Source organism: Chitinophaga sp. H8 (genome assembly GCF_040567655.1).
Taxonomy (GTDB): Bacteria; Bacteroidota; Bacteroidia; order Chitinophagales; family Chitinophagaceae; genus Chitinophaga; species Chitinophaga defluvii.
In genome coordinates, this window is sequence record NZ_JBEXAC010000002.1 from 1794632 (window position 1) to 1808591 (window position 13960).

Consider the following 13960-nt stretch of genomic DNA (forward strand, 5'->3'; position numbering starts at 1 on the left):
AATAAAACTAGTTCCACACATTTTAAAAGTACAGGATAGAAGTTAGGATGCTGCTGAGGCAGCAAAGGCAAACGTCAGCCACAAATTGTACCGCGGTTATGAAAAACGGCGATATGGAAATGTTTTGTCTGTGATCTAATATATATCCCTAAATCAAGTTTAGCTATGCAAAAAGCATTTGTTTCTGATGCACTTAAGGTAGGTCATCGCTTATTATTAATTGGCTGCATGCTGATAGCATGCTCCTTCAGGCTGTCTGCAAAGAGAATGGCAGAACAGGAGCCCGATATCAGACGGGTATACCTGTCACTCAATTCTGCTGAAGTGCCACTGAACAAGTTGTTTACAGAAATCGAAAAACAAACAAATTTCAGGTTCTTTTATGATGCTGCTACCTGTAATGTACAGCAGCCGGTAAACATCAGGGTGAAGCATGAATCATTATTTAATGTATTGCAGATCCTGAAAAAAAATACAGGACTGGAGTTTAAACAAATTGAACATTACTTTTCTGTAAGGCCGGTTAATAAAAGTAAATCTACACCTGCTCCAGCTGGGATAATTGCTCCGGAGCTGTCAACTGGTACTGCGATCGACAAAGCCAACGATGGCGAAATCGTAGTGAAAGGTAAAGTTACCGATGAAACAGGCGCTCCTTTAATTGGGGTAAGTGTACAACTGAAAGGCACCACCTCCGGAATGTCTACCGACGGACAAGGCTCCTACTCCCTGCGCGTACCGGCTGATGGTACGCTGATTTTCTCCTTTATGGGATATGAAAAACGGGAGGTGAAAATCAATGGGGCCAGCGTGCTCAATATATCTCTTACGGGTAATTCAAGTGGATTGAATGAAGTAGTGGTGGTGGGGTATACGAAACAGAAGAAGATCTCAATCGTAGGATCATTGGTAACAGTGACAGGAGATGAATTGAAACAAAGCCCGGCTTCCAACCTGTCTAATGCCCTGGCAGGCCGTTTGCCAGGATTGATTGCGATGCAGCAAAGTGGCTCTCCCGGTGCTGACCAGTCTAAAATATTAATCAGGGGATATTCCACTTCCGGCGACAATAGCCCCTTAATTCTGATTGATGGGGTAGAACGCAGCATGGATAATGTAGATGTACAGGAAATTGAATCCATTACTGTACTGAAAGATGCCTCTGCTACTGCACAATATGGTATAAGGGGTGCTAATGGGGTAGTGGTGGTAACTACCCGCAGGGGTAAAGCTGGTCCTCCGCGTATCGACTTTAGCGCTAACTATGCACTCAACCAGGCTACGCAGTTGCCTAAATTCCTGGATTCTTACAATTATGGTCTGCTTCTGAATGAAGCCCTGGCCAATGATGGAAAGCCCGCACAATTCACGCCGGAACAACTGGAGCAATATAAAGCTGGTAAAGATCCGCTGAACTATCCTAATACCGACTGGGTAAACCTTCTGTTCAGAGAAACTTCACCTACACAACGGTATAACCTGAATATCAACGGTGGTAACCAGAACGTAAAATATTTTGTATCTGCGGCTTACTTAAATCAACAAGGCATCCTGCGTAAATATGATAACCCCCAGTATGATACCAAAGATGTTTTCAGACGCTGGAATTTCCGCTCCAACATTGATATTGCCCTTTCAAAAGATTTTAATATTTCTGTAGACCTCGCCGGAGTGATCACCAGCAAACACTCTCCTACTTCCAGTGTAGAAGGTGATATGTTACGCCAGGTATACTGGTATCCGCCTACCGAGCTGGCTTTGCTGCCGGATGGAAAAATTGCCGTACCAGGCAACCATACCCAGAACCCTATTGGCGACCTGAGCAGAACAGGCTATACAGAAACATTTGATGGTACTGCACAGGGGACTATCCGGGCTATCAGAAAACTGGACTTTATCACTGAAGGACTTAGCACAGGTTTAAATTACTCTTTTGATCGTACCTATACCTATCGCTCAAACCGGACACAGGGATATGGCCTGTACAGATGGGATCCTGCAACCGGCCAATCTGTATTGGAAAAAGGTGCAGATACACCGGTAGAACCTATCACGGAATTCTCGAGCTCACCCAGATATGCGCTCAACTTTGAATATTACCTGAACTACAATCAAACTTTCGGCAAGCACAACGTGACCGGAATGGTGTTGTACAACCAGCGTAAACGCGTGGAACAAGGCGCACAATACGGTAAACCATTTTATGTACAAGGGGTGATGAGCCGCCTGACATACGGATACAACAATAAATATTTTATTGACCTGAATGGTCGTTATGATGGTTCTGAAAACTTCCCTAAAGGTTCCCGCTTCGGATTTTTCCCATCCATCGCTGCTGGCTGGGTAGTCACTGGTGAAGAATTCATGAAGCCGGTTACTGCATTAACCTACCTGAAATTAAGAGGTTCTTATGGGGTAGTAGGTAATGATCAGATCGGTGGACGCAGGTTTCTGTGGCAATCTATCTACCAGGCTGGATCAGGCTATAGCTTTGGCCAGAATGGAGAGGTGTGGTCTGCAGGATTGAAAGAAGGCTCTACTGGTACTCCTGAAGTTACCTGGGAAAAACATAAGATCATGAACCTGGGCCTGGAAGCCAAACTATTCAATGATAAACTGGGCATTAATCTGGATGTGTTCCGGAAAAATGTTAGCGACATATTGATTACACCAGGTACTATCGTAGCTACCTATGGAGGTCCTTTGCCTGCTTTAAATATGGGAGAAACCAAGAGCCACGGGTTTGAACTGGAATTGATACACACCAACCAGATCAATAAAGACCTGAGCTACATGGTAAAGGGTAACCTGAACTTTACTACCAGTAAAGTGATCTATGCGGATGAACCGCCCCGCAAATATCCCTGGTTGCAACGCACCGGCCATCCGATCAACCAATACTTCGGTTATCAGTCACTGGGCTTTTTCCAGAGCCAGGATGATATCGATAAAAGTGCTACGCAGTTTGGTGGCTTGATTCCCGGCGATATCAAATATGCAGATCTTAATAACGATGGTCAGGTGAATGCGGATGATCAAACCGCCATTGGTAAAACGGATATCCCAACACATACCATGGGCTTTTCTATGGGGCTGAATTATAAAAGCTTCGACTTCAGCGTATTATTCCAGGGTGCTTTTGGTGCATATACCGTATTGCAAAACTTCGCTGCGTATGAATTCTACAGCAATGGAAAGGTATCTGAAAGACACCTGGGCCGCTGGACACCAGCTACGGCTGCTACTGCTACTTTCCCTGCACTGCATGCCAGCGATAATACCAATAACCACGTGTATTCCGATTTCTGGATGAAACGGGCAGACTATGTAAGACTGAAGAATTTTGAAATAGGTTATCGCTTGCCTAAAAGCTGGACCGACAGGGTGAAGATCCAGGGGGTACGGTTTTATGTGAACGGACAAAATTTATGGACATGGATGAAGGATATGAAAGACTTCCAGTTTGATCCGGAAGCTCCGTCCGGAGATGGTACTTTCTACCCTCAGCAAAAGATCTACAATTTTGGTGCAACCGTTACTTTCTAAATCATCATGGTGGAAGTAAAAACTAATTATATGAAAAGAATTATTTACCTGCTCGGCTTCATATTGCTCTTTATTATTACTTCATGTAAAAAAGTATTAGATCAGGCTCCTGAGCTGGATTATGACGAAGTGAAAGTGTTTGGTGACATTGACCTGACCAGCCAGTTTCTGACTGATATTTATGCAAATACATTTTCCAGGCCGGGTAGCTTTATGGACCTGGGCAACTCTCCGCTGGCAGCTGCATGCGATGAAGCTGATAACTCCTTCGCAGGAACACCTTCTGATAAATTCCAGAACGGTTCCTGGAACGCCAGCGATAATCCCGAATCTGTATGGGGCACCTGCTATACTACTATCAGAAAGTGTAACCTGATGTTGGCATACATCGATAAGGTACCTAATAAGTATGAAGGCTTGTCTAAAGAAACAGATCTTACACCGGAAAGGATGAAAGGAGAAATTTATTTTCTCCGCGCCTGGAATTATTTTGAACTGCTGAAAAGATATGGTGGTGTACCTATTATTAAAGCCCCACTGGATGCTGGTTCTGTAGAACTCAGGCAAACAAGGCGTGCTACCTATGATGAAGTGGTGGCCTTTATCCTGTCCGACCTGGATGCTTGTTACAACAACCCTAAAATTCCTTTGGTATGGTTCGGACCAGATCCGGCAGATCCCTCTAAAGAACTCAATCGTGGAAATATCGGCCGTGCAAATAAAACGCTTGTAAAAGCATTGAAGTCACGTATGCTGTTGTATTATGCCAGCCCGTTTAATAATCCATCTAATGATCTCAGCAGATGGCAGGCGGCTGCAGATATTTCTAAAAGCATACTGAACGATGGTAAATACAGCCTGTTTAACAGCTATCAGAACCTCTTCCTGTTTGCGGATAATAATGAAGTGATGCTCACAAATCAACAGGCTGCATTTGCAGAAGCTATCGCTGAACCTGCTGGTATTGGTTGGGGGGGTACTAATCCTACCCAGGATCTGGTAGATAAATATGAAATGCGGAACGGCAAGCTGATTACTGATCCTACTTCCGGCTACAATGATCAGGATCCGTATAAAGACCGTGATCCCCGCCTGACTGCTTCTATCAACTACCATGGGGTAACTTATAAGAACACCGTGTTGAGTATGTTACCCGGAGGGAATCAGGATCCTGCTATAGGAGGAGACTGGTCCAAAACCAGCTACTATATGCGCAAGTTCCAGAACGCCAATAGCCAGAGTGGGGTGAAACGTTATTTTCCTATTATCCGTTTGGCCGAAATTTATCTCAACTATGCAGAAGCGCAGAATGAAGCTGCCGGCCCTTCACCGGAGGTATATAATGCAGTAAATGCAGTACGCCGCAGGGCAGGGATTGATGATTTGCCAACAGGATTGTCTAAAGAAGATATGCGTAAACGTATCTGGAATGAAAGAGCTGTGGAGCTGGCATTCGAAAAACACCGCTTCTGGGATGTAAGACGCTGGAAAATTGCAGAGAATACACTTGGAAAACCAATACACGGTGTGAGGATCACCAAAAATGGAGATGGCTCTCTGAAATACACTTATATAGAAGTAGAGCCCCGTGTATTCCAACCTAAAATGTACCTGTACCCGGTGCCACAATCTGAAATAGATAAAAGCCCGTCTGTATTGGAACAAAATCCTAACTGGTAATTACTTTAAAAAGAATGAATATGTTATGGTGGCTGTTATGCTTATTGCCCTTAAAAGAGGATAAGCTGATAAATAAGGAGTACCAGGTAGTAAAGGAAGTAGTGAAACCTAAGGCGGAAAAACCTAAATATATGTGGTTTGATGCAGAGGCCAACTTCAAACGGTTTTCCAGCCAGGATTCTATACGGTATTATCTGGATAAAACTAAAGCGGCAGGGTTTAACCAGGTGGTGGTAGATGTTCGCCCGGTATATGGAGATGTGCTGTATAAGAAAACAAAGCGGATGAAAGAACTGACCCGCGTAAAGGATTATTCCCGTACTATTAAGTGGGATTACCTGGGTGTGTTTATTAAAGAAGCACGCAAGCGCGGGATGAAAGTAAGTGTTTCTACTACTTTGTTTCCTGCCGGAGATCCTGTCACCAGGCAGGGGCCTGCCTACCAGGACCCTTATTGGGCACAGCGTACCGTCATCCAGAATACTCCGCATGGGCTGATTGATATCAAGGATGATAAAAGCAAAGTAGCTGCATTTATCAACCCGTTATTGCCGGAAGCACAGGAATTTGCATTGGGCTTCATCCGCGAAATAGTGACGAGCTATAACTTTGACGGATATGTGCTGGATTATTGCCGGTATTCTGGTGTGGAAACAGATTTCTCCGATTTTACCCGGAAAAAATTTGAAGCATACATCGGGCAACCGGTAAAACATTTTCCCGATGACATCTTCTCCTGGCAAAAGGAAGGTAATGGCTACGTAAGAAAAAATGGTCCTCTGGCTAATCAGTGGTTTGAGTTCAGGTCTGGTGTCATCCATGACTTTATCAAAAAAGTAAAGGAAGAAATTAAGGCAATCAAACCACATGTAAAACTGGAATACTGGGCGGCATCCTGGTATGGTGCATTGTATGAAAAAGGACAGAACTGGGCGAGTGAAAAATATGATGCTTCGAAAGATTATAGCTGGGCTACGCCAACATATAAAAAAACAGGTTTTGCAGAACAGCTGGACGTATTTATGAATGGGGTATACCTCGAAAAAGCCTATGGCATGGATGATCCTGAATCTATTGAGTATGGGCTGGCGAAAGGAAAAAAACTTATCAATGGGGCTTGTGCCATGTATGGCAGTATCTATGCCAACAACTATGCACATATAGAAGATGATATCCAACTTTGTCTTACCCAATCAGAGGGACTGGTACTATTCGATATTGTTCAGGTAATAGACCATAACCTGTGGGACCGGTTGAAAGCCGGGATCGATCAGGCAGAAAAAGCACTCCCTTAATGCTGTTATATAAAATAGAAAAGGCTGCTCCTCACACAGGAAGCAGCCTTTTCTATTTTATATAAAGAGCTATTTTGAAAAATCAACCCACCCATTACTGTCATAGTGCAAAGTCATATTGGATGTGCCATTTGAATGTTGGGTATTATCAGCATTGACCTGCGTAAAACTATACTTCGCAAAATTATTGTTGGAAAGGGACCTGTAATAAAAATCGCTCCACATCCAGTAGTTCTTGAGTGTATTTACTGCATTATCATAGTCGGAGAAATTTTCTGTAACTGTGATATTTACAGCGGTACTATGCCTGTCATAAAAAGTAGAGATAACTTCCTGAAGATTCCCTTTATCATTAAAGGTGAATAACCTTAATTCCTTTCCAAGACCATAATAACGTTCTACTTTGGCTACCCTGTTGTCCGGGCCGTAAAAATAAAAGCTGGTGTCGTTGCTCGGCCTGTCAGGATTATTACTGTAAAGGATTTTTTGTTTCATCTTCCCGTTTTCTAAAAGGATCACCTTCTCTGCAGGGGAAATGGTAATGCCATCTATCCGCGCCTTAGTAATAATGGTGATCTTGTTGTTGTCATATAGGAGTGTGTCAAATACCTGTTTGGTAGCAATAATGGGATAACCTGTGCCGGCTATTGGGAGTGCGCCCCCTGCACGTTTGATGATTTGGTTGCCATTATAAGTAAAATAAGCCGTGCCGATAGTGGAAAACAGACTGGCGGTACGCATGTCAGGAAGAAGGTACATCGCAAACACACTGTCTGGCCTTATAATATTATCGGGAGGGGGTGGTGTGTTCGATTTTCTACAGGCAGCAACCAGTAGTACTGCAATCAGAACGAGGGAAAATTGTTTAGGCATAGTGGTACAGAATAAGATAGGTGATGAATAGATAGATAGATGGTTTGTGCTTACTGATAATACTTCAAATTAGACTTCGTAACAATGTCCAGTGGCATGTAATAACTCTTTTCTACGGGCTGTTTTAAAATCAGATATTCATAGAATAACTTGATGCCCTGATAAGCCTGCTTGTCAGGTTGCTGACTGATCAGGAACTGAATGATCCCTTTTTCCAGGAAAAATATATTCTCATCTGTAAGATCATATCCAATTAGTTTGTAGGCAGCAGCTGGGAGTTTACTTATTGCGCCTGCTATTTTAGAAATACCATTCGTAACAAAAATGCCTTCAATACCTGGTTCTTTTTGCAATAGCGCAGTTACCTCCTTTTCTATCGCGGCATCATTACCACTTTTGTTTTCATAGTGGATGATTTTTTTGGTGCTTCCCTTGAAATATTCCAGGAAGCCTTCTTCCCTGGCAGAGAAATGAATATGGTTATCATCTTTTCGCACAATAGAAGCTACCAGCAAAGTAGCATTGGGGGATACACCATAATCCAGTAAACTGGCGGCAAGATAACCACTGTCTTTCGAGTTCTGGCCTATAAAGCTCAGGTTATCCTGATGAGGGATATTACTATCAAAGAAAATTACCGGCGTTTCTGTTGTCTGGGCATGCTGCAACAACCTGACTGTTTCTTTGTAAAAAACCGGTACCATAAAAATACCATCATACTTCCCTTTGATAACTTTATTCAGCTTGTCTGTAAAGGAGGATTCACTATTCTGGTCAAAACGGAATGTTTCCAGATTTAAGCCAAACTGCTCCAGTTCCTTTAAGATACGTTCAAATCCTTTATCATGCTCAAACCAGAAAGGAATTTTTTTGGTGCCTTGGGGAAGCATTACTGCAATACGGTAATCCTTCTTTGATTTTAATCTGCTGGCAAGAATATTAGGCTTGTAATTGAGCTCCTCAATGGCCTTCAGTATCCGTTGACGCGTCTCTTCGGATACGCCACCGCGGTTATGCAGCACTTTGTCAACTGGCCCGATGGAAACGTTAGCCCTTTCTGCAATTTCTTTTATGCCGATATTTCTGGGTTTCTCTTTAATAGCTTTTTTTTCAAAAATAGAAAAAAGACGGTAAGGCAAAAAAACTTTGGAAAAAAGTTTGGATATGATTCAAAAATGTATACTTTTGAAATAGTTAACGTACACTATTGTGTCAGGACGGCCATTTCAAGGAGAACTCGTACATAATTTCAATAAATACCCTCTTTTACTTAAAAACGTAAACAAGTACTATGAAAGTAGGCATTGACAGCTACTGCTACCACCGTCTTTTTGGTGAAGTATATCCCGGACAGCAGCGGCCAGAGCAGGAATTATCCTTTGAAACATTCCTTACCAGACTTCCAGAGTTGGGTATTGACGGGATCTCATTGGAATCCTGCTTTATTCCTGCATTCACGCCTGCCTACCTGCAGGGCATTAAATCAGTACTGGATGAGCAGCAGCTGGACAGAGTATATGCCTGGGGACACCCGGATGGCCTGGAAGGTGGTAGCAATGAAGCGGCCTATGATGATATGTTACAGCATATAGAATATGCACCGCAAATTGGTGCTAAAGTAATGAGGGTAGTAGGAAGCAGCCTGCAATACAGGTTTGAACCACATGGCCCCCAATTGGAAAAACTTACCCGGATGTTTTCCGATGCAGCAGCCATTGCTGCCAGGTATGATGTGAGATTGGCAGTGGAAAACCATATTGATTATAACTCAGATGAAATACTGCAACTGATAAAGGATGTCAACTCTCCTTTTATGGGCGTGAATTTCGACTCCGGTAATTTTTTGCGGGTGGCAGATGATCCGGTAAAGGCAATGGAAAAACTGGCTCCCTATGTATTAGCTACGCATATCAAAGATCTTAAACCTGTAAAAGGGGTGCCGGTAGATGAATGGTATTTCTTTTCCTGTGTACCTGCTGGTGAAGGACTGATAGAAAATGCAAAACTGGCACGCCTGCTGCAACAGCATCATTATAAAGGTTTTCTGGCCGTAGAAATTGATTTCCTCCACCCGGATTATGCCAACCAGGAGGAAGCGGTGATCGCGCAAAGCATCCGATCGTTACGGGATATCGCCCATCAAATAGCTTGATATGAAGACACTCAATATAGGTATCATAGGATATAAATTCATGGGAAAGGCACATAGCAATGCCTGGAAGAAAGTACCCCTCTTCTTTGACGTCCCCGCACATCCCGTTTTAAAAGTGGCTTGTGGAAGAAATGAATCCCAGCTAAAAACATTCGCTCACAAATGGGGATGGGAACAAACCGAAACAGATTGGAAAAAGGTAATCAACCGCAGTGATATTGATATCATTGATATTGCGCTACCGCAGCACATGCATCATGAAATCGCTATGGCGGCTGCAGCAGCAGGCAAGCATATCTTTTGTGAAAAGCCAATGGCGATGAGTGTTAAACAGGCGGAAGAAATGCTGCAGGTATGTACCGATAATAACGTAACACATTATCTCAATCATAATTATCGCCGTGTGCCTGCTATTGCATTGGCAAAACAAATGATCAGCGAAGGGGCACTGGGGAAAATCTTTCATTGGCGCGCTGCTTATCAGCAGGACTGGATCGTGGATCCGGCTTTCCCCCTTTCCTGGCAATTACAAAAAGAAACGGCACAGGCGGGGCCTCAATGGGATCTTAACTCACACTGTGTTGACCTCGCGCATTTTCTGGTAGGACCTATCAGCACAGTTACCTGTCTTACTACCAACTTTATCAGAGAAAGGCCACTGGCAAGTGAAGATTCTGTGGGCAACCTGAAAGCTACTGCTAAAGGAACTGCTACAGGACCGGTCACTGTAGAAGATGCCGCTTTAATGATGGTGCAATTTGATAACGGTGCAATCGGCTCTTTTGAGGCTACCCGGTTTGCAACAGGCAGAAAAAATAAATTATCTTTTGAAATATCCGGCAGCAAAGGCAGCATCGCTTTTGATCTCGAACGGATGAATGAACTACAGTATTATAACGCGGAGGATCCGGAACATGCCAGAGGATTCAGGACCATACTGGCAACGGAATCCGTACACCCTTATATGGACCACTGGTGGCCTCCCGGGCATATCATTGGTTACGAACATTCCTTTATCCATGCTGCCGCCGATTTTCTGAAAGCCGTAACAGGACAACAGGCCATTGCTCCTGATTTTAACGACGGACTGAAAATTATGCGTGTACTGGAAGCTGGACTGTTATCCGCACAAAACGGACAAAAAATTATTGTTCACTAACACCAAGCTTTTAGCTATGCAAGCACTTATCAAAGAAAAATTCCTGACAGATGGATATGTTATTATCGATGTGCTTTCCGAAGCTGAAGTAGCCGCGTTCAGAAAAGTAATGGACGTACTGCTCAGCCCTAAAGTGACGGCGGAAGAAAATAAAAAACACAGCTCCTCCTTTCAGCATCTGGGTGATGAAATTGCCGACTTCGGAAAGGAAGCAAGACAATATTATTTCCACCTGCTTACTAAACCTGGTACAGAATCTATTCATCACGCATTTCATCATCCTGTAATCCTTAAAGCAGTGGAAGCGCTGATAGGACCAGATCTGATTGTAAATAATGCTTCTATCCTGGCGGCAAATGTAGGGACTGCCTACTCACTCGGATGGCACAGGGATATTATCCAGATTCCTCAGCCGGAAATTGAAGACTGGTTATTCTCTCCGGAAAGATTCCATAACAGTGTACAGATTAACCTGCCTCTAGTGGATGAAAACTCACTGTGGGTAGTGCCAGCCAGTCATAACAGACCCAATACACCGGCAGAAGATGCAGCCTTCGCTGGTTCCAAACATTATGCGCCAATAGGGGCCGAAATGCCTGGAGGAATACCGGTTTCACTGAAAGCAGGCCAGGCGGTACTTTATAACAATAACCTGATTCACCGCGGATATACAGAAGTGATGAAGATTCCCAGAAGAACATTACACATGGGATATCATAGCGCAAAATATCCGCCCACCTGGCACTTCTATCTGTTGAACGATACATTGCTTACACCACAATACCTGGAAACACTCAGCCCGGAAATGAAACAAATGATGAAAGAATACCTGGCATGCCGGCAGCAATATCCCAACATGAATGATACCTGGAAGTATGATTATAATTTTCCCGGAAAACAATCTTAAATAGTAAGGGATTCCACTTTATGAAAATGAAAACTAATCGCCGTCGTCAGGGATTCATAGGGGCATGTTATAGCATGGTGCTGTTGCTGTCCGTTTCCTGCAAAGAGGTACAACATCCTGACTGGGGGTTTGCCGGCGGAGACGAAGGACATACTAACTACGCGGCCTTCAACCAGATCAATAAAGACAATGTTGCACAACTGAAAGTAGCCTGGACTTATCATACCGGTGATATGAAAGGAAACGTGCAGGGCAATCCGCTGATTGTAGATGGGGTGATGTATATCACCACGCCTGCACAAGTGCTGATTGCGGTAGATGCTGCAAAAGGAACAGAACTATGGCGCTTTAATCCGGCCAGAGAAGGCGAAGTAATGGGTGGGGTTAACCGTGGTATCGCCCATTGGGGAAAAGGAGAGCAGGCACTCATCGCATTTACATCGGGTCCATACCTGAATGTAGTCAGCACTAAAACGGGAAAGCCGGTGCCTGAATTTGGTGATAAAGGCAGAATTAATCTGAATGAGGGGCTGGTAAGACCTGCGAATGAAATGGCTATTTCTGCTCCTGCTGCTCCTGTTATCTTTAAAGATCTGGTGATTGTAGGTGCCATGACCTGGAGCGCGCCTGCTAATGTGAGTGCATTTAATATTCATACCGGCAAACGTGAATGGATCTTTCATAATATCCCCCAACCTGACGAAGAAGGACATGAATCCTGGGGAGATAAAAACTTCTGGAAAACAGGTGCGGGTGTAAATGTATGGGGGGGATTATGCGTGGATAGTGAAAACGGTATGGTGTTCTTTGCTACCGGACAACCTAAAGATGATTTTTACCGTCCGGATAATGATGGTGAACATCTCTATGGCAACTGTATTGTGGCATTAGAGGCTGGTACAGGTAAAAAGAAATGGCATTATCAGGCATTGCATCATGATCTGTGGGACCTCGACCTGCCTTGTGCACCTATACTGGTAAACCTGAAAAAGGATGGGAAAAAAGTACCAGGGGTGGCACAGCTCACAAAAACAGGAAATACCCTGCTGTTTAATCGCCTCACCGGAGAACTGTTTTCCAAAGTGGAAGAACGTCCCGTACCTGCGAGCCCGTTATTGGGAGAAAAAGCATTTCCGACACAGCCTTTTGTAAGCTGGCCGGAACCATTTTCCCGCCAGGTACTTACCGCTGCAGACCTCACACAACTTACTCCGGAAGCACACGAATCTGCTTTAAAAAGATTTAATGCTGCTGATACAGGCTGGTTTATGCCACCTACGGAAAAAGGTGTGATCTACTATGGTATCCATGGTGGGGCAGAATGGGGTGGTGGTGCTTATGAACCGGAAAGTAATGTGCTCTATGTAAATGCGAATGAATTGGCCTGGCACATTACCATGCATGATATCAATAAAGCACCCGGAGGAAAAGAGGACGTATCACCCGGACGAAATGTTTACCTGGCCAGAGGTTGTGTAAGTTGTCATGGTGGCAACAGGGAAGGTATGGGGGCCGCACCGGCATTGAAAAGCCTGTCGGCTAAATACAGAAAGGATGAGGTGGTGAAAATTATCAAAACAGGGAAAGGGGCCATGCCTGCTTTTACACAGATTCCTGAAGATGATGTACAGGCGATTGCTGCCTACCTGTTGGATAACAAAAGTACACCGGGAAAAACAGCCACAGAAAAAATACCGGTATACCGGGCAATGGCATATACCAAATTCCTGGATGAACAAGGATATCCTGCTACCGCTCCACCCTGGGGTACGTTGAATGCACTGGATTTAAACACCGGGAAAATTAAATGGAAAGTACCATTAGGGGAATACGAAGAGCTGACCCGTAAGGGAATCCCGCAAACAGGTACGGAAAACTTCGGCGGATCAATCGTAACAGGTGGCGGACTAGTATTCATTGCGGCTGCCCGCGATCTGAAATTCAGGGCTTTTGATAAAGACTCAGGAAAAGTATTATGGGAAGATACACTGCCCTATGGTGGAAATGCAGTGCCAAGTACTTACATGGTGAATGGCAGACAATATGTGGTAATACCGGCAACAGGTGGTGGTAAGCTGGGTAATCCTACCGGTGATGCCTATGTGGCTTATGCGCTTCCCGATCAACAATAAACAATGACTTTGGTACCGGCCTTCAGTGCCATACCAATAATAAATGAATGTCCGGATGTGAACGAATGAACCAATATTCTAAAAGGTAACAGGCCAGAGGTAAGATCCTGATAATTGCTCTGCGCCATATGACAAGGAATACACCAGTATCTTCCAGACATTTTTGCTCCCTTGAATGGGGCTGACTAAAAAGTAATGGCAATACGGCTATCGCGT

General features: G+C 44.0%; 9 protein-coding genes. 7 read left to right on the top strand and 2 right to left on the bottom strand.

Annotated elements, in window-relative coordinates; all coding sequences use genetic code 11:
• Positions 1-165: 165 nt before the first annotated feature.
• From ABR189_RS21190 to ABR189_RS21200, 3 genes are read left to right on the top strand one after another with little or no spacing between them, the layout of a single operon-like run.
• Positions 166-3546, top strand: coding sequence for a TonB-dependent receptor (locus ABR189_RS21190; protein WP_354662479.1), 3381 nt, complete (start codon positions 166-168; stop codon positions 3544-3546).
• A gap of 30 nt (positions 3547-3576) precedes the next feature.
• Positions 3577-5226 (top strand): RagB/SusD family nutrient uptake outer membrane protein, encoded by a 1650-nt coding sequence (locus ABR189_RS21195; RefSeq protein WP_354662480.1) that lies wholly within the window; start codon positions 3577-3579, stop codon positions 5224-5226.
• A 20-nt stretch (positions 5227-5246) separates the two neighbouring features.
• The gene (locus ABR189_RS21200; RefSeq protein WP_354662481.1) at positions 5247-6521 is read left to right on the top strand and encodes a family 10 glycosylhydrolase; all 1275 of its coding nucleotides are present in this window, start codon (positions 5247-5249) and stop codon (positions 6519-6521) included.
• A 69-nt stretch (positions 6522-6590) separates the two neighbouring features.
• Here the strand turns inward: ABR189_RS21200 and ABR189_RS21205 are convergent, their stop codons facing one another.
• Complete coding sequence (locus ABR189_RS21205) at positions 6591-7394, bottom strand: hypothetical protein (protein ID WP_354662482.1); 804 nt, start codon at positions 7392-7394, stop codon at positions 6591-6593.
• A gap of 50 nt (positions 7395-7444) precedes the next feature.
• Positions 7445-8533 (bottom strand): LacI family DNA-binding transcriptional regulator, encoded by a 1089-nt coding sequence (locus tag ABR189_RS21210; RefSeq protein WP_354662483.1) that lies wholly within the window; start codon positions 8531-8533, stop codon positions 7445-7447.
• Between the two features lie 152 nt (positions 8534-8685).
• On the opposite strand from ABR189_RS21210, the gene ABR189_RS21215 reads away from it, so the two are divergent.
• Genes ABR189_RS21215 through ABR189_RS21230 form a run of 4 tightly spaced genes read left to right on the top strand, consistent with a single transcriptional unit; the run spans position 8686 to position 13744 of the window.
• The gene (locus ABR189_RS21215) at positions 8686-9546 is read left to right on the top strand and encodes a sugar phosphate isomerase/epimerase family protein (protein WP_354662484.1); all 861 of its coding nucleotides are present in this window, start codon (positions 8686-8688) and stop codon (positions 9544-9546) included.
• A gap of 1 nt (position 9547) precedes the next feature.
• Complete coding sequence (locus ABR189_RS21220) at positions 9548-10705, top strand: Gfo/Idh/MocA family protein (RefSeq protein WP_354662485.1); 1158 nt, start codon at positions 9548-9550, stop codon at positions 10703-10705.
• 16 nt (positions 10706-10721) lie between these two features.
• Positions 10722-11612 carry a phytanoyl-CoA dioxygenase family protein gene (locus tag ABR189_RS21225; protein WP_354662486.1) on the top strand — a complete coding sequence of 297 codons (891 nt, stop codon included), beginning with the start codon at positions 10722-10724 and terminating at the stop codon, positions 11610-11612.
• Positions 11613-11632: 20 nt separating this feature from the next.
• The gene (locus ABR189_RS21230) at positions 11633-13744 is read left to right on the top strand and encodes an outer membrane protein assembly factor BamB family protein (protein ID WP_354662487.1); all 2112 of its coding nucleotides are present in this window, start codon (positions 11633-11635) and stop codon (positions 13742-13744) included.
• The last annotated feature ends 216 nt before the right edge of the window (positions 13745-13960 follow it).

Bases quoted from the DNA above. Each gene is read 5' to 3' on its own strand.
- ABR189_RS21220 (WP_354662485.1), top strand. From the start codon at position 9,548: ATGAAGACACTCAATATAGGTATCATAGGATATAAATTCATGGGAAAG.
- ABR189_RS21195 (WP_354662480.1), top strand. From the start codon at position 3,577: ATGAAAAGAATTATTTACCTGCTCGGCTTCATATTGCTCTTTATTATT.
- ABR189_RS21215 (WP_354662484.1), top strand. From the start codon at position 8,686: ATGAAAGTAGGCATTGACAGCTACTGCTACCACCGTCTTTTTGGTGAA.
- ABR189_RS21225 (WP_354662486.1), top strand. From the start codon at position 10,722: ATGCAAGCACTTATCAAAGAAAAATTCCTGACAGATGGATATGTTATT.
- ABR189_RS21190 (WP_354662479.1), top strand. From the start codon at position 166: ATGCAAAAAGCATTTGTTTCTGATGCACTTAAGGTAGGTCATCGCTTA.
- ABR189_RS21205 (WP_354662482.1), bottom strand. From the start codon at position 7,394: ATGCCTAAACAATTTTCCCTCGTTCTGATTGCAGTACTACTGGTTGCT.
- ABR189_RS21200 (WP_354662481.1), top strand. From the start codon at position 5,247: ATGTTATGGTGGCTGTTATGCTTATTGCCCTTAAAAGAGGATAAGCTG.
- ABR189_RS21230 (WP_354662487.1), top strand. From the start codon at position 11,633: ATGAAAATGAAAACTAATCGCCGTCGTCAGGGATTCATAGGGGCATGT.